The 23,307-nt window shown below is 71.3% G+C and carries 19 protein-coding genes; 7 read left to right on the top strand and 12 right to left on the bottom strand.

The window, feature by feature from the left end; all coding sequences use genetic code 11:
- Positions 1 to 25: 25 nt before the first annotated feature.
- The 5 genes from G401_RS0118465 to G401_RS0118445 form a co-directional block, all read right to left on the bottom strand.
- Positions 26 to 679 carry an ABC transporter ATP-binding protein gene (locus G401_RS0118465; protein ID WP_027343679.1) on the bottom strand — a complete coding sequence of 218 codons (654 nt, stop codon included), beginning with the start codon at positions 677 to 679 and terminating at the stop codon, positions 26 to 28.
- On the bottom strand, positions 679 to 1,782 hold the full coding sequence (locus tag G401_RS46610) for an ABC transporter ATP-binding protein (protein WP_084557322.1): 1,104 nt from the start codon (positions 1,780 to 1,782) through the stop codon (positions 679 to 681). Before G401_RS46610 ends, G401_RS0118465 begins: the two co-directional genes overlap by 1 nt.
- Positions 1,782 to 4,817, bottom strand: a complete 3,036-nt coding sequence (locus G401_RS0118455; RefSeq protein ID WP_169734209.1) for an FtsX-like permease family protein — start codon at positions 4,815 to 4,817, stop codon at positions 1,782 to 1,784. The genes G401_RS46610 and G401_RS0118455 overlap by 1 nt, the downstream gene beginning before the upstream one ends.
- Positions 4,818 to 4,926: 109 nt before the next feature.
- Positions 4,927 to 5,874, bottom strand: a complete 948-nt coding sequence (gene meaB / locus G401_RS46605) for a methylmalonyl Co-A mutase-associated GTPase MeaB (protein ID WP_034592134.1) — start codon at positions 5,872 to 5,874, stop codon at positions 4,927 to 4,929.
- Positions 5,871 to 7,055, bottom strand: a complete 1,185-nt coding sequence (locus G401_RS0118445) for an acetyl-CoA C-acetyltransferase (protein ID WP_027343677.1) — start codon at positions 7,053 to 7,055, stop codon at positions 5,871 to 5,873. Before G401_RS0118445 ends, meaB begins: the two co-directional genes overlap by 4 nt.
- 74 nt (positions 7,056 to 7,129) lie before the next feature.
- Between G401_RS0118445 and mce the strand changes: the two genes are divergently transcribed.
- The 4 genes from mce to G401_RS46600 all read left to right on the top strand — a co-directional run bounded on the left by mce (position 7,130) and on the right by G401_RS46600 (position 12,156).
- The gene (gene mce / locus G401_RS0118440) at positions 7,130 to 7,579 is read left to right on the top strand and encodes a methylmalonyl-CoA epimerase (protein WP_027343676.1); all 450 of its coding nucleotides are present in this window, start codon (positions 7,130 to 7,132) and stop codon (positions 7,577 to 7,579) included.
- 192 nt (positions 7,580 to 7,771) lie between these two features.
- The gene (ccrA, locus tag G401_RS0118435) at positions 7,772 to 9,103 is read left to right on the top strand and encodes a crotonyl-CoA carboxylase/reductase (RefSeq protein ID WP_034592212.1); all 1,332 of its coding nucleotides are present in this window, start codon (positions 7,772 to 7,774) and stop codon (positions 9,101 to 9,103) included.
- 203 nt (positions 9,104 to 9,306) lie between these two features.
- On the top strand, positions 9,307 to 10,536 hold the full coding sequence (locus G401_RS0118430; protein ID WP_027343674.1) for a coiled-coil domain-containing protein: 1,230 nt from the start codon (positions 9,307 to 9,309) through the stop codon (positions 10,534 to 10,536).
- 156 nt (positions 10,537 to 10,692) lie between these two features.
- Complete coding sequence (locus tag G401_RS46600) at positions 10,693 to 12,156, top strand: coiled-coil domain-containing protein (protein ID WP_034592132.1); 1,464 nt, start codon at positions 10,693 to 10,695, stop codon at positions 12,154 to 12,156.
- A 73-nt stretch (positions 12,157 to 12,229) separates the two neighbouring features.
- Here G401_RS46600 and G401_RS46595 read toward each other — a convergent pair whose 3' ends face one another.
- On the bottom strand, positions 12,230 to 13,222 hold the full coding sequence (locus tag G401_RS46595; RefSeq protein WP_051366811.1) for a hypothetical protein: 993 nt from the start codon (positions 13,220 to 13,222) through the stop codon (positions 12,230 to 12,232).
- 142 nt (positions 13,223 to 13,364) lie between these two features.
- Between G401_RS46595 and G401_RS0118415 the strand changes: the two genes are divergently transcribed.
- On the top strand, positions 13,365 to 14,144 hold the full coding sequence (locus G401_RS0118415; RefSeq protein ID WP_281174192.1) for an alpha/beta fold hydrolase: 780 nt from the start codon (positions 13,365 to 13,367) through the stop codon (positions 14,142 to 14,144).
- Positions 14,145 to 15,060: 916 nt separating this feature from the next.
- Here the strand turns inward: G401_RS0118415 and G401_RS46590 are convergent.
- Both G401_RS46590 and G401_RS0118405 read right to left on the bottom strand, forming a co-directional pair.
- Complete coding sequence (locus G401_RS46590; RefSeq protein ID WP_051366810.1) at positions 15,061 to 15,678, bottom strand: DUF998 domain-containing protein; 618 nt, start codon at positions 15,676 to 15,678, stop codon at positions 15,061 to 15,063.
- A gap of 76 nt (positions 15,679 to 15,754) precedes the next feature.
- Complete coding sequence (locus G401_RS0118405) at positions 15,755 to 16,366, bottom strand: acyltransferase (protein WP_027343672.1); 612 nt, start codon at positions 16,364 to 16,366, stop codon at positions 15,755 to 15,757.
- Positions 16,367 to 16,524: 158 nt separating this feature from the next.
- Here G401_RS0118405 and G401_RS0118400 point away from each other — a divergent pair, with 158 nt between their 5' ends.
- A complete protein-coding gene (locus G401_RS0118400; protein ID WP_027343671.1) occupies positions 16,525 to 17,766 on the top strand; it encodes an MFS transporter in 1,242 nt (413 codons plus the stop codon).
- Entirely contained in the window at positions 17,763 to 18,785 is a 1,023-nt protein-coding gene (locus tag G401_RS0118395; RefSeq protein ID WP_027343670.1) for a TolB family protein, read from the top strand. The genes G401_RS0118400 and G401_RS0118395 overlap by 4 nt, the downstream gene beginning before the upstream one ends.
- Positions 18,786 to 18,916: 131 nt before the next feature.
- On the opposite strand, the gene G401_RS0118390 is transcribed toward G401_RS0118395, so the two are convergent.
- From G401_RS0118390 to G401_RS0118375, 4 genes are read right to left on the bottom strand one after another with little or no spacing between them, the layout of a single operon-like run.
- Complete coding sequence (locus G401_RS0118390; protein WP_027343669.1) at positions 18,917 to 20,023, bottom strand: DegT/DnrJ/EryC1/StrS family aminotransferase; 1,107 nt, start codon at positions 20,021 to 20,023, stop codon at positions 18,917 to 18,919.
- A gap of 14 nt (positions 20,024 to 20,037) precedes the next feature.
- Positions 20,038 to 21,168 (bottom strand): DegT/DnrJ/EryC1/StrS family aminotransferase, encoded by a 1,131-nt coding sequence (locus G401_RS0118385; protein ID WP_027343668.1) that lies wholly within the window; start codon positions 21,166 to 21,168, stop codon positions 20,038 to 20,040.
- Positions 21,165 to 22,175 carry an NAD-dependent epimerase/dehydratase family protein gene (locus G401_RS46585; RefSeq protein ID WP_211240773.1) on the bottom strand — a complete coding sequence of 337 codons (1,011 nt, stop codon included), beginning with the start codon at positions 22,173 to 22,175 and terminating at the stop codon, positions 21,165 to 21,167. Before G401_RS46585 ends, G401_RS0118385 begins: the two co-directional genes overlap by 4 nt.
- Positions 22,172 to 23,239 (bottom strand): Gfo/Idh/MocA family protein, encoded by a 1,068-nt coding sequence (locus G401_RS0118375; protein WP_245601763.1) that lies wholly within the window; start codon positions 23,237 to 23,239, stop codon positions 22,172 to 22,174. Before G401_RS0118375 ends, G401_RS46585 begins: the two co-directional genes overlap by 4 nt.
- Positions 23,240 to 23,307: the final 68 nt, after the last annotated feature.

The following is a 23,307-nucleotide window of genomic DNA, read 5'->3' as shown; positions in this document are numbered from 1 at the left end:
TTCGAACCCTGTGGCCTGGGAATGATCAGCGGACGACGGTCGCGACACCGTCGACGAGGTGGATCTCACCGTCGCACGCGGCGGCCGCCTGCGGGTCGTGGGTGGCGAACACCACGGCGGCGCCCCGGCGGGCCTCGGCCTGCAGCAGGTCGATCACCTTCTGCCGGTTGGCCGCGTCGAGCTCGCTGGTGACCTCGTCGGCCAGCAGCACGTCGCCGCGCAGCGCGAGCCCGCGCGCGATGGCCGTACGCTGCTGCTGACCGCCGGACAGCTCCTCGACCAGCTGATCCGCCTGACCGGCCAGGCCGACCTGCTCCAGTGCCTCGGCGGTACGCCGGCGGGCCTCGGCCGGGGCCGTGCCGTTGGCGATCAGGGCGACCTGGACGTTCTCACTGGCGGTGAGGATGGCGGCGAGCCCGTTCTCCTGCGGTACCAGCACGACACCGTCGGCCACGGCCTGATCGCGGTCGGCGACGGCCTTCCCGTTCACGGTGACCGCACCGCCCTGCGGCTTGACCAGACCGGCCATCGCCCACAGCAGCGTGGTCTTGCCGGCTCCCGAGGGCCCGGTCACCGCCAGCACCCGTCCCGGCACGGCCATCGCCGTGACGTCGCGCAGCGCCGGGCGGTCCTTGCCGTAGGCCACCGTGATCCGGTCGACCTGCACAGTCGCGCCCATCAGCGCTCCTCTCCGTAATAGTCGGCCGGTCTGCGGCCGGTGTGCACGCCATCACCCACGGTCGGGCCCGAACCGGTGCCCGGGAACTGCCGGGTGTCGCTGTTCCATTGCGAGGGAACGCTCTGGACCGGGTAAGAGGTTGCCGTCTCCGGCAGCCGGTGCGTATCGCCCGACGGGTAGCGCTGCGGCAGCTCGGCCGGGACGTACTCGCCCGGCGCGTACCCGGTGGGGGCGTAGTCGGACGAGACCTCGGCGGCGGCCACCGCGGCGGCGGAGTCGGCCGGCACCAGCAGCGCAGAGCCGTCCTTCTGCGGGATCACCCGCAGGTACGTGCCGGGCGGCAGCATCTCCAGGACGTCCGCCGGCAGGTGCACCGAGCCGTCCCGGCCGACGACCGCGAACTCCTCGCCCGAGCGGCCCTCGCCGCCGACGCGGCCGTCGCGGATGGTGACGGTACGCCCCATCCGCGCGCCCACGTCCGGGTCGTGCGTGACGACGATGACGGTGGTTCCGTTGCGGTGCACGGAATCCAGGGCGGCCAGGACGTCGTCGCGGGCGTTCGTGTCGAGCTGGCTCGTCGGCTCGTCGGCCAGCAGCAGGCCGGGCCGGTTGGCCAGGGCCACCGCGAGGGCGAGGCGCTGCCGCTCGCCGGGCGTCAGCTGCCCCGGCTTGAGCCGCATCCGGCCCCGGCCCGCCATGCCGACGAGGTTCAGCACCTCACGGGCGGACGGCGGCTTGGGACCGCCACGGACCGCGCCCCGCTGGGCGAAGCGTACGTTCTGCTCCGCGGTGAGGTAGGGCAGCAGGTTGCGCTGTGCGCCCTGCAGCGCCACGCCGACCTGCGCCGAACGCATCTTGGCCAGGTCGGGCTCGCCGGCCTTGGCCAGGTCCACCTCGCCCACATGGGCCCGCCCGGCGGCCGGGCGCATCAGGCCGGCCAGCACGGACAGCAGGGTGGACTTGCCGGAGCCCGACGGGCCGAGCAACGCGACCGACTCGCCGGGCGCGATGTCGAGGTCGACGCCGGCCAGCGCGACGACGTCGTATCCCTCCAGGCGGTAGATCGAGACCAGCCCACGGCAGGTCACGCCGATGGCGGCCATCAGACATCACCACGCAACAGCTCAGGGGCGGCCCGGCGGACCAGGCGCACCGCGACGACGAGGGCGACGATCAGGCAGAGCAGTCCGGCCACGGCCGCGCCCGCGAGGGCGCCGATGGTGGGCGTCCACTTCACCGGGCTCACCTCCCCGACCGTCACCAGGGGGAACCCGGGCAACATCAGGACGGCGCTGCCCACGCCGACGACGAATCCGGCCAGGATCGGCAGGCCGATGAGGGCCATGTGCTCTCGGCGTACGCCGCGGCGCAACACCTTCGCCTTGACGCCGGTGACCCGCAGGGCGGCGAACTCGTGCCGCCGGGCCGCCGCGCCGAGCCGGGCCACCAGCAGCACCAGGGCGAGGGCCAGGGCCGCCGCGACGACGCCGGCCAGCAGGTACAGCCGCCAGGCCAGAGCGGGAGCGCGCCGGCCGAGCTGCTCGTCGAGCCCCTCGATCGTCTGCGTACGCGTGACCGTCACACCGGCCGCCGCCAGCCGTTGCGGCAGGTCGGCCGGGGCCGCCGAGTTGGCCCAGACCTCCGAGATCATCCGGGTGCCGTCGGTGGGACCCGTGGTCGCGTCGGCCCGGCGCAGCGCGTAGTCGAGGTCGACCAGCATGCCGTGGACGCCGGCCCGGGGCAGCCCGTCCGCGGTACGCACGACGGCGAACTTCTGCGGGTCCTCGGCGAACGCCAGGAAGGTGAAGGTCTTCGCGTGCCGGTCGTCGTCGGGGGCCTCGCCCGCCAAGGCGACCGGGAGAGCAGCCGGAGTGTCCAGGTAGGACACCACGAAGTCGGCGTTGCCGGTCGCGTCGACGTCCAGCTTGAGCGACCCGTCGGCGTTCACGGTGATGCCGTCGTCGCGTACGGGCTGCCAGAGGCTGGGGTCGCCGACGTCCGGCTCGGAACCGTCCGAGCGCAGCGACTCGACGTCCATGGAGACCTGGGCCCGCCCGCCGTCGGCCGCGTCGCGGACCAGGGCCAGCCCGACGAACCGTCCTTCCGGGACGGTGCCGGTGTAGTCGTGCGTGCCCTTCTGCAGGTGGCCGAGCGACGTGTAGAGCGGCGTCTGCCCCGGCCGGGCGATGAGCACCTCCAGCTGCAGCAGGGCCGAGCCGAGCTGGTGCACCGTCACGTGGGCGGTCAGCCGGCCGGAGACCTTGACCTGCTCGCCCGCCTTCGGCCGCAGCTTCGTGCCCAGCTCGGTCAGCTCGGCCGAGCTGTGCCCGGGCCAGGTCGCCACCTTGCCGAGCTGGTCGGCCGGTACGCCCACCACCGAGACGAGATCGTCGGCGTACCGCTCGCTGCGCCGCACGACCGGCATGGCCGAGCCGTCCGGGGCCGCCTGGCGTACCGCGGCGATCAGGGCCTGGGTGTCGGTGGCGTTGACGGTGTAGACGCGGGCCGCGCCGAGCGTGAGGGAGGCCTGCGTGGAGCGGGCCTGGGCCGAGACGTCCCAGGCCGTCGCGGCGAAGCCGAGCAGGGCCAGCGCGATCGTCACGACCATGACCACCCGGTGCCGCCCGGGGCGGCGGGCCAGCTGCGCGGCGGCCAGCATGGTCGCCACGTTGCCGCGGTGGCGGGCGAGCCGCAGCCGCACGGCCGAGAAGACCCGCAGCAGGCGGCCGACGATGATGCCCGCCACGATCGCGAACAGCGGCGCCGCGAGCAGCGCGAGCGGTGAGGACCGGTCCTGCCAGGCCGCGACCAGCGCCGCCGCCGCGAGCGCGACCGCGATGCCCTCACCCGCGCTCGCCCGCCAGCCGGTCCGGTGCGGCACGCGGCGCAGCAGGCTCAGCACGCCCGACTGCACCGTCCGCCGCGACGCGGCCCAGGCGGCGACGAAGGCCGCGATCAGCGCGGCCCCCGCGGCGGCCAGGGGCAGCGTGTCGGTCACATCCACGTGTACGCCGGGCGCCAGCACGGTACGCGCGGCCAGCTCGGCCGCGCCGAGGCCGGCGGCCAGGCCGATCGGTGTCGCGAGGGTGATCAGCAGCAGCACCTCGCCCAGGCCGAACCGGGACGCCCGACCGGCCGGGTAGCCGCGCAGCTTGGCCAGCGCGATCTCGGGACTGCGCTCCTCGGTCAGGGTGGCGACGAGCATCATCAGTACGCCGACCACGAGCAGCAGCAGCGGCACCGCGACGACGGGGATCGTGCGGGAGATCTCGGCCTGGTCGTGGCTGACCTCGTCGAGGATGCCGGGCAGCTGGGTGTTGAGGGCGAGGTCGCCGCCGGCGATGTCGACGGAGGCCGAGGCGATCTGGTCCCGCAGCGCGGCCACGTCGTCGAGCTTCACCGAGCCGACCGCGACCGGGTAGACGATCTCCATGTTGAGCGTGGCGGAGGGGACGGCCTTCACGTCCTCCTCGGCCCCGGCGAACATGGCGTCGGTCGGGTAGCCCTTCTTCTCCACGGAGTTCGGATCGGCGATCACGCCCTCGGTGAAGTAGACGTGCGCACCCCACTCCGAGCCGACCGGGTCGCGCGGGGTGTACGTGCCGACGATCTCGCGTACCTGGGGGGTGCCGGCGCCGAGTTCGATGGAGAGCTTCTGGCCGACCGCCCAGTTGTGCGCCTTGGCCGCCCGGTCGCTCACGATGATCTGACCGGTGTCCGACGGGCACGCCCCGGTGACCTTCAGCAGCTTGCAGGCGCCCTGCCGGTACACGTACCGGAAGCCCCACGTGTCGCTGCCGATCTTCAGGCTGGCCGGCGTGTCGACCGCCGCGGTCGGACGGGAGATCAGGCTCTTGATCAGCGGCCGGTGGCCGAACGCCTGGTCGCCGACGAGCGTGGAGTCGGGCAGCGGTTCACCGGCCGGGCTGTTCACCGGGCCGACCGCGCTCACGGTCAGTGACGTCGAGTACGCCGGCGCGTCGCGCAGCGAGTCGGTCAGCACGGACTGCCGCGCCGCCTTCTCGTACGCGGGCGTCAGCACCGCCGCGGTCACCGCTATGGCGGCCAGGATGAGCACGACCAGGGATCGCCCGGCCCGGTACCTCATCCCGCGCAGCAGCACGGTCCAACCCGTCAAGGTCTTCCTCCGGTTCTGTCCCCGCGTGGTTCGCGCGGCGAACCGGAGTGTGCCCGGCGCGCCGCCAGACACCATAGCCTCAGCCGGTGACAGACTGGAAGGTCACCTCTCAGACGAGATCAGACAGCAACTCTTCGGCCGCGGCGTAAGGGTCGACCGCCCCTGCCGCCACCTTCACGGCGAGTTCGGACAGCGCGTGCCCGCCGCGCAGCGTACCCATCCGGGCGCGCATCCGGCCGAGCACGAGCGCCTCGATCTCGGCGGCCGCGCGCTCCTCCCGGCGGCGCCGCAGTTCGCCACTTTTCTCCAGGTACGCCCAGTGGTCGCCGATCGCTTCCCGGATGTCGTCGATGCCCTCGGCCCGGGCCGCCACCGACTTGACGACGCGCGGACGCCACTGGCCGGCGGCCCGCTCGCCGAGCGCGATCATGCCGTTGATGTCGCGTACGGTCGCGTCGACGCCGTCCCGGTCGGCCTTGTTGACGACGAAGATGTCGGCGATCTCCAGGATGCCGGCCTTGACAGCCTGGATCGCGTCGCCCATACCGGGCGCGAGCAGCACCAGCGTGGTGTCGGCGAGGCTCGCGATCTCCACTTCGGCCTGCCCGACCCCGACCGTCTCGACGAGCACCACGTCGCAGCCGACCCCGGCGAGGACGCGTACGGCGGCGGCGGTCGCGGCGGACAGCCCGCCCAGATGGCCCCGGCTGGACATGCTGCGGATGAAGACGCCGTCGTCGGTGGCGTGCTCCTGCATGCGTACGCGGTCGCCGAGGATCGCCCCGCCGGAGAAGGGGCTCGACGGGTCCACCGCCAGCACCCCGACCCGCTTGCCGTCCTGCCGGTACGCGCGTACCAGCTCGTTGGTCGTGGTGGACTTGCCGACGCCGGGCGAGCCGGTGAGGCCGAGGATGTGCGCGCGCTGGGCGTCGCCGCCCAGGGCCGCCGCGATCTCGGGCAGTTCCGGCGCCCCTCGTTCGACGAGGCTGATCAGGCGGGCCGTGCTGCGCGCGTCCCCATCGCGCGCAGCCGCGACCAGCCGGTCGACCTCGCTCAAGACTTCGCGACCTTGATGATCAGGGCGTCACCCTGCCCGCCGCCGCCGCAGAGGGCGGCCGCGCCGACACCGCCGCCGCGCCGGCGCAGTTCCAGCGCGAGCGTCAGGGCCAGCCGGGCGCCGGACATGCCGATGGGGTGGCCGAGCGCGATGGCGCCGCCGTTGACGTTGACGATCGCCGGGTCGACCCCGAGCTCGCGGGTGGAGGCGATGCCGACCTGCGCGAACGCTTCGTTGATCTCGATCAGGTCGAGGTCGGCGGCGGTCAGGCCCTCCTTGGCGAGCGCCTTCTTGATCGCGTTGGACGGCTGCGCCTGCAGCGAGCTGTCCGGTCCGGCGACCATGCCGTGCGCGCCGATCTCGGCCAGCCAGTCCAGGCCCAGCTCCTGCGCCTTCGCCTTGCTCATGACGAGCACCGCGGCCGCGCCGTCGGAGATCGGCGACGCCGAGCCGGCCGTGATCGTCCCGTCCTTGGTGAACGCCGGCTTCAACCGGGCAAGCGTCTCGACGGTGGTGTCCGGGCGTACGCCCTCGTCCTCGGCTAGCACGATCGGGTCACCCTTGCGCTGAGGCACGCTCACCGGCGCGATCTCCTCGGCGAAGACGCCGTTCTTCTGGGCGGCGGCGGCCCGCTGGTGCGAGGCGGCGGCGAACGCGTCCTGCTCCTCGCGGGTGATGCCCCATTTCTTCCCGTCGTTCTCGGTGGCCTCACCCATCGGGATGCCCTGCCACGCGTCGGTCAGGCCGTCCAGCGCCATGTGGTCCTTCAGGGTCACGTCGCCGTACTTGTAGCCCTGGCGCTGGCCCACGAGCAGGTGCGGGGCGTTCGTCATCGACTCCATGCCGCCGGCCACCACGATCTCCGCCTCGCCGGCCCGGATGAGCTGGTCGGCCAGGGCGATCGCGTCGAGCCCCGACAGGCACACCTTGTTGATCGTCAGCGCGGGCACGTCCATCGGGATCCCCGCCGCCACGGCCGCCTGCCGGGCCGGGATCTGCCCCGCGCCGGCCTGGAGCACCTGGCCCATGATCACGTAGTCGACCGCCTCCGGCGCGACACCGGCCCGCTCCAGCGCCGCCTTGATGGCCACGCCGCCGAGCTGGACCGCCGAGAAGTCCTTGAGGTTGCCGAGCAACCGTCCCATGGGCGTACGCGCACCCGCGACGATGACCGAACTCATGAGGGCCTCCCTGCGACCTTAGCTAGCGTTCAGGTAAGACTAACCACATGTCTGTTGTTCACGAGCAGTCGGCTATGTCACAGGGCATCGGCCTGATCCGCATCGATCACGTGGGGGTCGCGGTCGCCGATCTCGACGAGGCGATCTCCTTCTACGAGCGCGTGTTCGGGATGACCTGCGTGCACGTCGAGACCAACGAGGAGCAGGGCGTACGCGAGGCGATGATGGCCGTCGGCCCGACCGCCGCCGGCGGCTGCGTCCAGTTGCTCGCCCCCCTGTCGGCCGAGTCGACCATCGCGAAGTTCCTGGACCGCAACGGTCCCGGGGTGCAGCAGGTCGCGTACACGGTCGAGGACGTGGACGCCGCGTGTGCCGCGCTGCGCGACCGGGGCGTACGCCTGCTGTATCCGGAGCCCCGGCGCGGCACGGCGAACTCGCGGATCAACTTCGTGCACCCGAAGGACGCCGGCGGCGTACTCGTCGAGTTGGTCGAGCCGGCGACCGGGACCGCCGCGGAGCACTGAACAGCGCGCTGGGAGCGCTTTCCGAGCAGCTCCGAGCAGCGGCCGGGCCAACCCGGTGCAGAGCCGGTGGACTATTTCACAGAAGCGTTCCACCCCGAAGCTACCCGACGGTAACCTGACGCCACGGCCTCAACGGTCGTTCAGGTGTGAATGGACGGAGGGGCTCCGGTGGACCGTATCCTCGAAGCGATCATGTCGGCCGAGAACGCTGCTGACCCGGCGCGGGCACTCGCCGGCGTCGCCGGTCTGGACGTCCCGGAGTCCTATCTCGGCGTCGCGGTACGCGCCGACGAAGTGTCCATGTTCGACGGTCAGGCCACGAGGGACAAGGACCCGCGCAAGTCCCTGCACGTGCAGGAGGTCCCGACGCCGGAGCTGGGCCCGGGCGAGGCGCTGATCGCCGTGATGGCCAGCGCGATCAACTACAACACGGTGTGGACGTCCATCTTCGAGCCGATGTCCACCTTCGGGTTCCTGCAGCGGTACGGGAAGCTGTCCACCCTGACCAGGCGCCACGACCTGCCGTACCACGTCGTCGGCTCGGACGCCGCCGGCGTGGTGCTGCGGGTCGGCGCGGGCGTGACCAAGTGGCAGCCCGGCGACCAGGTCGTCGCGCACTGCCTCAGCGTCGAACTGGAGGACGCGGCCGGCCACGACGACACGATGCTCGACCCGCAGCAGCGCATCTGGGGCTTCGAGACCAACTTCGGCGGCCTCGCGCAGCTCGCGATCGTCAAGACCAACCAGCTCATGCCCAAGCCCGCCCACCTCACCTGGGAGGAGGCCGCCGCGCCGGGCCTGGTCAACTCGACGGCGTACCGGCAGCTGGTGTCGCGGCACGGCGCGGACATGAAGCAGGGCGACGTCGTGCTGATCTGGGGCGCCAGCGGCGGTCTCGGCAGCTACGCGACCCAGATGGCGCTGAACGGCGGCGCCATCCCCGTCTGCGTGGTGTCCAGTCCGGAGAAAGCCGATCTCTGCAAGCGGATGGGCGCCGAGCTGGTGATCGACCGGACCGCCGAGGCGTACCGGTTCTGGAAGGACGACAACACCCAGGATCCGGCCGAATGGAAGCGGTTGGGGGCCCGCATCCGGGAGCTGACCGGCGGCGAGGACCCCGACATCGTCTTCGAGCACCCGGGCCGGGAGACGTTCGGCGCCAGCGTGTTCGTGGCCAAGCGCGGCGGCACGATCGTGACGTGCGCGTCCACGAGCGGCTTCGAGCACCAGTACGACAATCGCTATCTGTGGATGCATCTGAAGCGGATCGTCGGCAGCCATTTCGCCAACTACCACGAGGCGTGGCAGGCCAACCGGCTGATCGATCTCGGCCTCGTGCACCCGACGCTGTCCAAGACGTTCCCGATGGAGCAGACCGGGCAGGCGACGTACGAGGTGCACCGCAACGCACATCAGGGCAAAGTGGGCGTACTGTGCCTCGCCCCCGAAGAAGGACTCGGCGTACGCGATCCGGAGAAGCGTGCCCGGCACAGCGAGGCGATCAACCGTTTCCGGGGCGTCTGACCGCGTACGCGCGGATGCCCTGTGTGGGTGACCCGGTACAGGCTCAACGACGCGCCTGTACCGCTCCATCGGTGGCATTTATCACCCGAAGAACGGGCAATAGCCACAAAATTTACAACTCCCGCAAGTTGACCATGCCTTTGTCAGCGAAACAGGGCCCATGCTCTTGCGAAACACCCCGGTACGTCTGTCAGGATGTCCCAATGCCCCAGCCGCAACCTGATGTCGCGCCGTTCCTCGACGGCGCGTCCCACGCCAGCGATTTCACCGTCGTCCTGCGCGGTTACGACCGCGAGCAGGTCAACCGGGAACTTTCCCGGCTCAACGCGCAGCTGATCCAGTCGGACCAGGCGCGCGGCGAGTCCGAGCAGCGCATGAACGACGCCCAGCGCCGCCTGCGCCAGGCCGAACAGCGACTCAACTCGGTCGAGCAGAAGCTCACCGACACCAATAAGCAGCTCGAAGAGAACAGCCGGCCCACCCTCTCGGGTCTCGGCACGCGGGTCGAGCAGATCCTGCGCCTCGCCGAGGAGCAGGCCAACGACCACCGCGGCGAGGCCAAGCGGGAGGCGGAGGGCATCCTGTCCGCCGGCCGCCTGGAGGCCCGCGAGATCACCGACAAGGCGCGGGCCGAGTCCGCCGCCATGAAGGCGACCGCCGAGCGCGAGGCCACCAACGTCCGCACCGCCGGCGAGCGCGAGGCCGCCGAGGTGCGCGTCCAGGCCCGGCGTGAGGCCGACACCCTGCGCGCCGACGCCGACCGCGAGACCAAGCAGCTGCGTACGGCCACCGCGCACGAGGTCGCCGAGCTGAAGGCCACGGTCGAGCGCGAGGTCGCGACGCTGCGCGCCACCGCCGAGCGGGAGATCACCCAGCTGCGGGCCAAGGCCTCCCGTGAGGCCGAGGAGAAGCGCGCCGAGGCGTCCAAGATGCTCGCCGACGCCCGCGACAAGCGCGACAAGGACCTCCAGGCCCTGCAGCTCGAGCTGGCCGAGCGCCGCGAGAAGACCGAGCGCGAGGAGTCCGCACGGCACGCCGCGCAGGTCGCCGCCACGCAGAAGATGGTCAACGAGGCCGAGGAGCGCGCCCGCGCCGCCGAGGACCGGGCCAAGGAGATCGAGCAGCGCGCCGAGACCCGCCGGGTCGAGTCCGAGCGCACCGCGACCGAGACCCTCGAGAAGGCCAAGGCGGCTGCCGAGAAGGCCGTCAGCGAGGCCAAGGCCGAGGCGCACCGACTGCTCACCGAGGCGCGTACCGAGGCGGAGCTCACCACCACGCACGCCCGCCGCGAGGTCGAGGACCTCACGCGCCAGAAGGACGCTGTCACCACCCAGCTCGGCCAGATGCTGTCCGGCCTCGCCGGCATCGTCCCCGTGCAGGCCGCGCCGGCCGACAAGGGCAAGAAGAACGACGAGGAGAAGGCTTCGGCCTGATCTGTTCATCCGGGGCATCCTCGGGTCGCCGGTTCCTCCTTTCTGGAACCGGCGGCCCGTTGTATCGTCTCCCGTCCTGGGGAGACTCCTGAGCATCTCCTGTGACTGCGGAGAGGCGGAGTGCGGGAGTAGACGAGACATGTGAGGATTGGCCCCATGTCGCAAGGCGGAGATCTGTTCGCGCTCGGTGAGGGCGTAGCCACCCAGCCCGGTTTCGAAGGAGCTCTGCGGGGCTACGACAAGAGACAGGTCGACCGGTACGTCGTCCAGGCGGAAACCGAGATCGCCACGCTCGCCGCCGAGCGAGAACAGGCGTACCAGCAGATGCAGGCGCTCGCCGGCCAGGTCCAGCTCCTCCAGGAGGAGATCGCCGAGCTGCGCCGCCGCGGCCAACTGCCGCAGAAGATCTCGTTCCGGCACCTCGGCCCGCGGGTCGAGCAGATCCTCGCCATGGCCGAGGAGCAGGCCGAGGAGATCATCAAGGACGGCCACCGGCAGGCCGCCGACGACCGCGCCGAGGCCGAGCGGATGCTCGCCGACGCCCGCGAGCGCGCCACCGCCGCCATCCGCGACTTCGAGGTCGCCCTCTCCGCCCGCCGCTCCGACGAGCAGCGCGCGGACGCCGAACGCCGCGAGCAGGCCGCCCAGACCCTGGCCAGCGCCCAGCGCGACGCGGGCACGCTCCGCGACACCGCGACGCGCGAGGCCCAGCAGCAGCGCGCGGCGGCCGCCACCGAGCTCCAGCAGCAGCGTGAGGCGGTCACGGCCGAGATCCAACTGCTCCGGGACACCACCACGACCGAGATGCAGCAGCTGCGTACCGCCACGGCGGCCGAGGTCCAGCAGCTCAAGGACGCCGCCGCCGCGGACATCCAGGCCGCCCGCGCGGCCGCCGAGCGCGAGGCCACCGAGGCCGCAGCCCGGGCCGCCGCCGCCGAGCAGGCCCGCGTACGCGCCGCCCAGCTCGCCGAGTCCGAGCAGCGCGCCGCGGCAGCGGCCCAGGCGACCCTGCTCGAACTCGAACAGAAGGTGGCCGTGGCCCGGTCCGAGTCGCAGGTGGCGACGGAAGGGCTGACGGAGGTACAGCAGCAGTTGGCCGCCGGGCGCAAGGAGCTGGCCGAGATCCAGGAGGCCACCCGGCAGATCCAGCTGCAGAGCCAGGAGGCGAACCGCGGGCTGGACGCGGCGCGACGCGAGTCCGACGAGGTCAAGGCGCAGCTCGACAAGCTGCGTGAGCAGGCCGCCCGCGAGCAGGCCGCCCGTGAATCCGCTGCCCGTGCGCAGGCCGCCGCGGCGGCTGCCGTGCCGGAGCAGGCCGGGAGCGCCGACAAGGCCGACAACGCCGAGCAGCCCGCGAGTGTCGACCACGCCGAGAACACCGTGCGGATCGCGCAGCCCGCCAAGGCAGGGCAGCCCGCCAAGACCGAACAGTCCACGAAGGCCGACCAGTCCGCCCAGGCGGAGCAGCCCGCGAAGGCCGAACAGTCCACGAAGGCGGAGCAGCCCGTCGCGGCCGAGCAGGCGGAGCCGCCGACCGAGCCGATCCCGCCGCAGCCCGTCGCCGAGGAGGAGAAGACGGCCGTGCTGCCGGTCCCGGACGAGGCGACCGTCGCCCACTGATCGCGTACGCAGGAAAAAGGGGCGCCTCCCCGAGCAGGCGCCCCTTTTTCCGTATCTCCTTCCGTGGTTCCGGTCAGGCGGCCGGGACCACCTCCGCCGGCGCGGCGGGGACCGGGGCGCTCAGCGGACGGCTCGTGCGGCGGTACGCGTACCAGAGGATGAGGACGGCGACCACCGCGAAGATGATGTGGCTGACCAGGTTGACGACAGCGGTCGCCTCGCCGATCGGGTGCATCAGGAACGAGTGCCAGGTGTAGGTGAGCAGCGAGCCGGCCGCGACGGCGAAGCGGTGCCACCGGCCCCAGCCGGCGCGGGCCGACCAGAGGGCGGTGCCGACGACCGCGAGGACCAGGCTCAGGGCCATGACGGCGACGCCGGGCCAGGTCGGCAGGGCTTGCGCGGCGAAGAAGACGATCCCCGTGGCCAGGGTGAGGCCGAAGACGACCCAGGCTCCCGGCACGCCGCCGGTACCCGCGGCGGGACGGCGGCGCGGCAGCGCGAAGGCGGCGACGACCAGGGCGACCACGGCGACGACGCTGGCGATGAGCTGCGCGGGTGTGGCCATGAAATGGCCGTCCCCGTAGGACACGGCAAAGGTGAAGACGGTGCCGAGGAGGAACAGGACGGCCGTCACCACGAGGCCGGGCGTGCGCAGCCACGGCTGCTCGCGGCGGTCCCGGGTGGACTCCTCGACGATCGCGATCGGCGTGCTGATGCTCCAGATCACGTGGATCGCGAGTACGAAGATCGTCCACGGGACCGCGATACCGAGCGCGGGCACGAACCCCTGGTCGAGCAGATGTGCGTCGACGTAGTTCGGATTGAACAGCGACTGCGTCGTCAGCCCCTCCTCCAGCACCCCGTACGCGAGTGCGAGCAGCGCCATCGTCGGCCAGCCGCGCCCGGCCCGGCGGGTCACCTCGCGGATGAGCAGCGCCCCGCCGCCGTACATCAGCGAGAACGGGAGGATCAGGAAGATCATCGTGACCGGGAAGTCACCCAGCAGGAACTCCGCCACGAACGGAGCGAGGAAGTAGAGGGCGAAGGCCGGTGCGAGACGTCGCATGGCGGGTGCCACCTTTCGGAATCGTCGTCCCCTTCAGGGTCGCGCGTCACGGTGTTCGCGGGCAGATCGCTCCATACGCACTTCCGCAGGACGAATGTCATATTCGCTGTCGGTACATCCGTCCGGGTCCTAGGCTCCCGACGTGCATTCGTCTGAGCTTCCGCGCCTGAGCCACGACGTCGAGGGCGGCGGCCCCACCGTGGTCCTGCTCCACTCGTCCGTCACCGACCGTCGCATGTGGAACGAGCAGTGGCGGCTCCTGCTCGACGCCGGCTTCCGCGTCGTGCGCTGCGACTTCCGCGCCTACGGCGAGACACCCTTCGGCACCGTCGGCTACAGCCCCGCCGAGGACGTCACGGACCTCCTGGAGTCGCTGTCCATCAGCGAGTACGCGATCGTCGGCGCCTCCTACGGCGGCCGGATCGCCCAGGAGATCGCCGCTCACCGGCCGGACCGCGTCACGAGACTGGCCGTGGTGTGCGGCGGGCGTACGGGGTATCCGGAGACGCCCGACGTGCTCGCGTTCGGCGAGGCCGAGAACGCGTGCATCGAGGCCGACGACCTCGCGGGCGCCGTGGAGCTGAACGTGCGTACCTGGGTGGGGCCGGCGGCGTCCACGGAGACCAGGGAATTCGTCGGCGCCCTGCAACTCCACCAGTTCACGGTGCAGAAGGACGCCGCCGACGTCCAGGTACGCCACGAGCCCTACGACCCGGCCTCGATCACGGCTCCGACGCTGGTGGTGTCCGGCGCGTACGACCTGCCGTTCTTCCAGGCGATCGCGGATTCGCTCGAAGCGGAGATCCCGGACGTCCGCCGCGTCCACCTGGACTGGGCCGGCCATCTCCCGAGCCTGGAGTCCCCGACCCGCTTCAACCCGCTCCTCCTGGACTTCCTCCGGTCCGATGTGCGGAGTGCGTAAAGATCTAATCAAGATCAAATTCATGTCCCGGGTTCGTCGATCTCACCTCCGCTCCTCGCGCGGGAGACCGTTGCGCCCCTATCGCTGCGCTCCGGGGACTCCACTGCCAGGTTTCCGAGGCGAAGCATCGTCCACCGTCGTCCGGTCACCGTTTCAACCTTCACCCCAGCCTTTGTCCCGACTATCCGACTTGCGCCCGAGGCGGTCGACGATCGGGGCTACCGTCCGACCCTGGCCGGTTCTGACTTTGTCGCGACTGTCCGAGATGGGCGCTGGGGCGGCGGCTGGTGGGGCGATCGTTTACGGCTGAGGTTCGAAAACGGCCACCCGATGCATGATCGTTTACGGTTCTGGAGCGCGCTGACCGGGTTTTGCTGCACCTGACGCGTAATTGATCATGCAGATCGGGCTGGATTTACACCCCAGCCGTAAACGATCAAGAAAATAGTGCCCCGTGTCCATGTGACGGAAGATCGTTCCCGCATCACGGGCAATGGCCGTCGGCGAGACGGCGTGGATGTGATCCACAGCGGTTGAGATGTCAAAACGCACCCCACGCCCAAGATCTACAGCGGTGGGGATGTAAGAAATCGGCCTTTACCTACATCCCGGCCGCATTGGATCGAGGGGACGGGGTCGAAAACTACATCCCCACCGCGAACGATCACCGCCCAGCCACCCAGCCGATCCGGCTAGCCGGCCACAGCGGACAGTCGCGACACAGCCCGGACCAGCCAGGCCCGGATGGGGACCTCGATCTTCCCTGCGGTCGGCGATCTTGCGCGAATGTCCGGGCATTCCGGGTACACCGGACGAAATTCGGGGCATTCGCGCAAGATCGTCGGACATCTTGGGGCACAAGTCGGACAGTCGCGACAAGTGGCGGTGAGGTCGACGAGCCCGGGACATCATGGTTCTAATGATCTTGAGGTTGCCGGCTGACGCGGACGGCCAGCAGGATCAGGGCCAGGATCTGGGCGGCGGTGAGGATCCGCTCGGCCGCCCCGATCATCACCCGGTGGCCGATCTCGGCGCTGACGAGCATCGCCACCCCAGCTGTTCCGGCGACCGCGGTCAGCACCCGCAGCCAGGCGGCCTCACCGAGCCGGCGGCCCAGCGACACGCAGGCGATCACGAGTGCCACGAACGCGGTCACCGACGCGTACCGGTGGATCTGGCCGTTCATGCTGAGTGGCTCGCCGAGCGGATCCGTCGGCACGTACGCGGCGATGAGCAGGCCGGCTGACCAGACGCCCATGCCGGCGGAGGCGAGCCAGGTGAGCGGCTGCCTGGCCAGGTGCAGGGCGACCAGGAGCAGCAGCGAGGACAGTCCGCAGAGGAACATGCCGGTCTCGACCGCTCCGCCCCGGTCGGCGGCGGCGTAGTCGCTGATGGTGGCGCCCCAGGCGGTGAGCCCGGGGTCGGCGGCCAGGTGGCCGGCGAGGGTGCTGACGGCGGCCACGACGAGGCCGAGACCGGCCAGGCGGGCGAGGCGGCGGGCGGGGACGATGACGGGCGGCAGCTCAACGATCACGAAATGATCTTCAGCGCCGCTCGGGCCGATCTCCTCGCCGCGAAGGAGGAACCGGCCCGGGTTCCGGAGGCGGGGTTCACCCCTGGGTGGATCCGGGGTCCGACTCGCTCAGGACGCCCTCGCTCTCCACGTACTCCGCACCGGTACGCGGGCACACGAACAGCCCGTCGCCCTTCTCCTCCAGCGGGAAGCCGGCCTTGCCGACCCAGCGTACGCGTCGCGCCGGAACCCCCACGACCAGCGCGAAGTCGGGCACGTCCTTGGTCACCACGGCACCGGCCGCGACCAGTGCCCAGCGCCCGACGCGGACCGGGGCGACACAGACGGCCCGGGCTCCGATCGATGCGCCGTCGCCGATCTCGACCCCTACGGCGTGCCAGTCGTCGCCGTTCTTGAGACGGCCGTCGGGGGTGACCGCGCGGGGGTACTCGTCGTTGCTCAGCACCGCCGCCGGTCCGATGAACACCCCGTCGCCGAGCACGGCCGGCTCGTAGACGAGGGCGTAGTTCTGGAGCTTGACGTTGTCGCCGATCCGCACGCCCGGTCCCACGTACGCGCCCCGGCCGACGTTGCAGTTCTCGCCGAGGGTCGCATCCTCCCGGATCTGGGCGAGGTGCCAGACGTTCGTCCCGTCTCCGATCGTCGCGCGCTCGTCGACGTCGGCGGTGGCGGCGATGCGTACTGTCATGGCGGACTGTTCCTTCCAGCGGACCCTCAGCGGGCCTTCCCAGCGGATCCTCAGCGGACCGGACCGAAGATACCGGCCCCGGATCAGCCGCGCGAGCAGCGGAAAGTGTCGTTTAGCCGTCTGTCGGACGAGGGCCGCGGCCCGTAAGGTTGGGTCCCATGTACGTCTCGGTCCGTGACCGGCCCGGTCAGACCGAGTCCGGCGCAGCCCCCGCTGCCCGTCGCGTGGCCACCACGGTCGTGGTGCTCGGCCTGGTGAGCCTGTTCACCGACATCTCCTCGGAAATGGTCAACGCCGTCCTGCCGGTGTACCTGACCGCCGAGGTCGGCCTGAGCCTGGTCGCGTACGGGCTGGTGGACGGGGTCTACCAGGGCGTCAGCGGACTCGTCCGGCTGGTCGGCGGCTTCGCCGGGGACCGGGGCGAGCAGCCGAAACTGGTCGCCGTGATCGGCTACGGCGTCTCCGCGCTCAGCCGGCTCGCCATGTTCCCGGCCCACGGCCTCACCGCCATCCTGGGCGTGATCAGCGCCGACCGGCTCGGCAAGGGGCTGCGTACGGCGCCCCGGGACGCGTTGATCGCGGCGAACTCCGATCCGGCGAACCTGGGTCGCTCGTTCGGCGTACACCGGGCGTTGGACACGGTCGGCGCCGCCGTGGGACCGATCGTCGCCTTCGGCATCCTCGCCCTGCTGCCGGGCAGCTACAGGTCCGTCTGGGTCGCCTCGTTCGCCGCCGCCCTGATCGGGGTGGCCGTGCTCGTCCTGCTGGTGCCGAACCGGCGTACCGCGAGCGGCGCGAAGAAGCCCGGCATCGGGGCGCTGCTCAAGATCGCGACCGGCCGCGCGATGCGCAAACCGGTGCTCGCGGCCGCGCTGCTCGGCCTGTTCACCGTCGGCGACGGCTTCCTCTACCTGTCCCTGCAGCACCGCGACGACTTCGCCGCCCAGTGGTTCCCGCTGCTCTACGTGGGCACGAACATCGCGTACCTGGCGCTGGCGATCCCGCTCGGGCGGCTCGCGGACCGCATCGGCAAGCCGGCCGTCCTCATCGGCGGGCACGTCGTGCTGGTCGCCGTCTACATCACGGCCGCCGTCCCGGTCACCGGCCTCGCCTGGACGATCGTCACACTCGCCCTGCTGGGCACCTTCTACGCCGCGACCGACGGCGTACTCTCGGCGCTGATCAGTCGCCTCATCCCCGAACAGGGACGCGGCACCGGCCTCGCCGCCGCGCAGACCGTCCAGGTCTTCGCCCGGTTCGCCTCGTCGGTCGCCTTCGGCTCGCTGTCGGTCGCCCTCGGCCCGGCCCGCGCGCTCACCCTCGTCTCGGTGCTCCTGGCGATCGTCATCCCCGTGGCGGCCTGGCTGCTCGCCACGCGTACGCCCGTGGAGGCCGTGTGACCGAGACCCTCACCCGCGGCCGGCTCCTCGCCCTGGCCGCGGTCGTCGTCGTGGCCGTCGGCGGCACCGTCGCGTACCTCGCGCACGTGCACGGGCAGCAGGCCGACGCGAAATCCGCCACGACCACCGCCACCTCCACCGATCTCGCCGGCTACCTGGCCGCGCCGCACCTGGTCTTCCGCAACACCGCCCTCGGCGACGGCTACGGCCAGGTCGCCGTCACACCCCTGACGAACGCCGACGGCCCGCGGGCCGTCACCCCCGCCACCTGCGATCGGGTGTACGCGCAGCGCGGCGCCGCGATCTGCCTGTTCGCGACGCGGGGACTCGTCACGTCGTACAAGGGGCAGATGCTCGGGGCGGATTTCCAGCCCACCGCCGACCTGTCGCTCTCGGGACTGCCGAGCCGGGCCCGCATCTCCCGCGACGGCACGCTGACCAGCACGACGACCTTCGTCTTCGGCGACTCCTACGCGAATCCGGGGCAGTTCTCCACGCGTACGCTGATCAGCCGCTCCTCGGGCCAGGTGGTCGCGGACGCGGAACAGTACGAGTTGCTGGTGGACGGCAGGAAGATCACGGCCACGGACCGCAACGTGTGGGGCGTGACCTTCGTGGACGACGACGCCTTCTACGCGACGGCGGCCTCGGGCGGCAAGACGTGGCTGGTCAAGGGCAGCATCGCGGACAGGCGCCTGGTGAGCGTACGCGGCGACGTGGAGTGCCCGTCGCTGTCGCCGGACGGTACGAAGATCGCCTTCAAGAAGCACGGCGACCTGCCGGCGGGGCACTGGCGGCTGGCGGTGTACGACCTGGCCAGCGGCAAGGAGACCGTGCTCGCCGAGGAGCGCAGCGTCGACGACCAGGTGGAGTGGCTCGACGACAAGACCGTCCTGTATGGACTTTCCCGGGACACGGCCGGTACGGCGACCAGCGACATCTGGCAGGTCCCCGCGGACGGCTCCGGCAGCCCGTCGGTCCTGGTCCACGACGCCTGGTCCCCCGCCGTCATCCGCTAGCCAAGCCCCCCAAGCCGGCTCCCGGGTACGCCAAGATCCCGCTTGGATCAGGTTTTCCACCCGAATCTTGGTCCATGATTCGGGTGATTTCCCTGATCCAAACGGGATCTTGGGGGTGCCGTGAAGCGGCGTTACAGGGCGGTGGTCAGCACCGAGACGACGCGTTGCTGCTGCTCGGGCGTGATCTGCGGGAACAGCGGCAGCGACAGGATCTCCGTCGCGGTCTTCTCCGCCACCGGGAACGCACCGGGCCCGTAGCCGAGACCCGAGAACGCCGGCGTCAGGTGCACCGGGTACGGGTAGTGGATGCCCGCTCCGATCCCGGCCGCGTTCAGCTCGGCGAGCACCGCGTCACGGCGGGCCGGCGTGCCGTCGCCGGGTACGCGTACCACGTAGAGGTGCCAGACGTGCTCGTTGCCGTCGAGGGTGACCGGGGTGACCACGTCCAGGCCGGCGAGCAGCTCGTCGTAGCGGGCGGCGGCCGCGCGGCGCAGGTCGTTCCAGTGGGCGAGGCGGGCCAGCTTGGCGCGGAGCACGACCGCCTGCAGCCCGTCGAGCCGGCTGTTGAAGCCGATGACGTCGTGCCGGTACTTGGCCAGGCCGCCGTGGCTGCCGATGGTGCGCACCAGCCGGGCGAGGTCCTCGTCGTCGGTGACCACGGCGCCCGCGTCACCGTACGCGCCGAGGTTCTTGCCCGGGTAGAAGCTGGTGGACGCGATACCGCCGGAGCCCGCGCCCTTGCCGAAGCGGGTGGCGCCCTGGCACTGCGCCGCGTCCTCCATGATCGGCAGCGCGGTGCCGGCCCGAAGCTTCTCGACCGGCGCGAGCTGGCCGTAGAGGTGCACCGGGGCGATCGCCTTGGTGGCCGGGGTGATCGCCGCGAGCGCGGCGTCGGTGTCGATCAGGTAGGTCGCCGGGTCGCAGTCGACCAGGACCGTACGCGCACCCGTCCGCGCGATCGCCTCGACGGTCGCGACGAACGTGTTGGCCGCGGTGACGACCTCGTCGCCGGGGCCGATGTCCATCGCGCGCAGGGCCAGCTCGATCGCGTCGGTGCCGTTGGCGACGCCAACGCAGTGCCCGACGCCCGAGAAGGCGGCGTACTCCTGCTCGAACGCGGTCACCTCGGCGCCGCCGATGAACGCCGTGTCGGCGATGATGCGCTTGAAGCCGGTCTCGACCTCGGCGGCCACCTCGGCGTGCGCCGCGGCCAGGTCGACGAGCGGGATGTTGCCCATGAAAGCGGTCTCCTCTAGGCCAGGGTACGCAGGACGCCGACGATCCGGTCCTGGTCCTCGGCGGTCAGCAGGTGGTGCAGCGGGAGGATCAGCGAGTGCCGGGTGAGCCGCTCGGTGTTCGGCAGATCGGCTTCGACACCCGCGTACGCGGGCTCGAGGTGGGCCGCCATGATGCCCCGGCGGGCCGAGATCCCGGCGTCGGCCAGGATCCGCAGGACGTCGTCCCGGTCGGTGGCGAACTCCGCGCCGAACAGGATCCAGTACGACTGGTAGTTGCTCTCGGCGTACCCGGGAACGGTGACGGGCGTGACACCCTCGATGCCCTTGAGCAGCTCGTCGTAGCGGGCGGCGAGCTCGCGGCGCTGGGCGACGAGGCCGTCCAGCCGGTCGAGCTGCACGAGGCCGACGGCCGCCTGGATGTCCGTCATCCGGTAGTTGTAACCGGTCTCCAGGTACGCCTCCAGCACCGGCTGGGTGGCGGCGTGCCGCTCGGCGGCGGAGACGTTCATGCCGTGCTCGCGCAGGCGGCGCAGGCGGACCGCCCACTCGGCGTCGTCGGTGGTGATCATGCCGCCCTCGCCGGTCGTGATGACCTTGCGCGGGTGGAACGACCAGGCGGCGATGAGCGCGCCCTCCCCCACCGGCCGCCCGTACGCGGTCGAGCCGGCGGCGCAGGCCGCGTCCTCGACGAGCGCGACGCCCCAGCGGGTGGCGGCGGCCCGCAGCGCGCGGGTGTCGAACGGGTTGCCGCCCTGGTGGACTGCGATGATCGCCTTCGTCCGCTCGGTACGCACCGCGTCGATCGTGGCCTCGGTCAGGTTGCCCGTGGCCAGGTCGACGTCCGCGAAGACCGGGGTGGCGCCGACGTAGCGGGCCGCGTTGGCGGTGGCGATGAACGACAGCGACGGGACGATGACCTCGTCGCCGGGGCCGACGCCGATCGCGACGAGCGCCAGGTGCAGGCCGGTCGTGCAGTTGCTGACCGCGATGCCCTCGGCGGCGCCGACACGCTCGGCGAACGCCTTCTCGAACGCGGTGACCCGGGGGCCTTGGGCGACCCAGCCGGAGCGTACGGCTTCTGCGGCGGCCTGGGCCTCTTCCTCGCCCAGGCACGGCAGCATGACAGGGATCTTCGCGTTGCTCACTGAGAGACCGCCTTCGCCGCGCCGGGGTCGTCGCCCGCGATGCGCTCCGCGCGCCACCACTCGACGAGGCCGCGCAGGCCCTCCTCCATGGTGATCTCGTTGCGGAAACCGATGCGGCTCGCGGTGTTCTCGATCTCGGCGAGCCGGCGGGTGACGCCGTTGACCGAGCGGGCCGGACCGAACTCCGGCTCCAGGTCGGACTTCATGACCGCGCTGAGCGCGGCGGCCAGTTCCCGCAGGCTCGTCTCGGTACCCGACGCGATGTTGAACACGTCGTCGGTGACGTCCGCCTCGGCGGCCAGGATGTTGGCCCGCGCGATGTCGGCGACGTGCACGAAGTCCATGGTCGCCAGCCCGTCGCCGAGGATCAGCGGCGGCTGCCCGCTCTCGATGCGCTCCATCCAGCGGATGAGCACCTCGGTGTAGAGGCCGAAGACGTCCATCCGGGGGCCGTAGACGTTGAAGTAGCGCAGCGCCACGTAGTCCAGGCCCTTCATGGCCTTGAAGCTGCGCAGCATCCCCTCGTTGAACGCCTTGGCCGCGCCGTAGAAGGTGTCGTTGTTGTACGGGTGGTGGCGCTCGGTGGTCGGGAACTGCTCCGCCAGGCCGTAGACGCTCGCCGAGCTGGACGCGATCACCTTGCGTACGCCGGCGTCGGCGGCCGCCTCGATCACGTTGAAGGTGCCGTCGACCAGCACCTCGTTGGCCAGCCGCGGCTCCTGGGCGCACTGCGTGATCCGCAGCGCCGCCAGGTGGAAGACGAGATCCATGCCCTCGGTCAGGTCACGTACCAGGGCGGCGTCGCGGATGTCACCCTCGACCACCCGGACGACCCCGGACGGGAGCGACTCGCGCAGGTTCGCCAGGCGCCCGCGTACCAGGTTGTCGAGCACGATCACCTCGGTCGCGCCCCCCTGCACGAGCAGGTCGACGACGTGCGAGCCGATCGTTCCGGCGCCGCCGGTGACCAGCGCCCGCGATCCGCTCACGGCAACCGCTGCACTCACGAGATTCCTCCATCGGTGTCCAGACGCACGGCGACGCCGCCGGCCCGCAGGCTGGCCGAGGCCGCTTCCAGGATCCGCAGTACGCGCAGCCCCGCGCGCCCGTCGGTGAGCGGCGGCGTTCCGGTGCGGATCGCGGCCGCGTACTGGGCCACCATAGTGCTCAGCGCCTCGCGTTCGAGGAGCGCCGGGGCCACCATGTCCCCCGATCGATACGACACGAGCAGGTTTCGCCTGGCTTCGTCCCCGAGTTCCTCGGGTGCCGCGACGTCGACGCCCCGGTCGTAGATCGCGAGGCGGGTGGTCGGGCTGAGGTCGTCCCAGACCAGGGTCCGCTTCGAGCCGCCGATGATCGTGGTACGCACCTTGATCGGTGAGAGCCAGTTCACGTGGACGTGCGCGATGGCACCGGTCGACAGCTGGAGCGTCAGGTAGCCGATGCAGGCCCGGCCGGCGCCGATCGGGTCGGTGCCGTGCGCGCTGACCGAAACGACCTCCACGCCGGCGGGCAGGATGAAGTCCAGGATCGACAGGTCGTGCGGGGCGAGGTCCCAGAGCACGTCGATGTCGCGCTGGACGAGGCCGAGGTTGATGCGGACCGAGTCGAGGAACTGCAGATCGCCGATCTCGCCCGAGTGCACCAGCTCACGGATCCGGGTCACGACCGGCGTGTAGCAGAACGTGTGGTCGCACATGAGGATCAGGCCGCGGCGCTCCGCCTCGGCCACCAGTTCCACACCCTCGGCGTACGTGGCCGCGAGCGGCTTCTCGACGAGGACGTGCTTGCCGGCGGCCAGCGCCTGCATCGCCACGTCGAGGTGCGTGCCGGCCGGTGTGGCGATCGCCACGGCCGCCACGTTCTCGTCGGCGAGCACGAGGGCCAGGTCGTCCGTCGGCTGGACGGTCGAGTAGCCGCCGAGTACCTTCTTGGCTCGCGCGACATCGAGGTCGCACAGCCAGGCAAGCCGGAAGTCCGGGCTGGATTGGAAATTGCGAACGAGATTGGGGCCCCAGTAACCGGCCCCGACGACAGCCACGCCAATGGGCTCGTCAGAGGTCAACGACACCCGGGCAGGCTAGCCGGACGCCCTGGTCAGCCGGTATGCCACTGACGGATATCTGGCAGACCGCACCG

Source organism: Hamadaea tsunoensis DSM 44101 (assembly GCF_000428945.1).
Lineage (GTDB): Bacteria > Actinomycetota > Actinomycetes > Mycobacteriales > Micromonosporaceae > Hamadaea > Hamadaea tsunoensis.
This window is presented reverse-complemented; position numbering and strand designations above follow the sequence as displayed.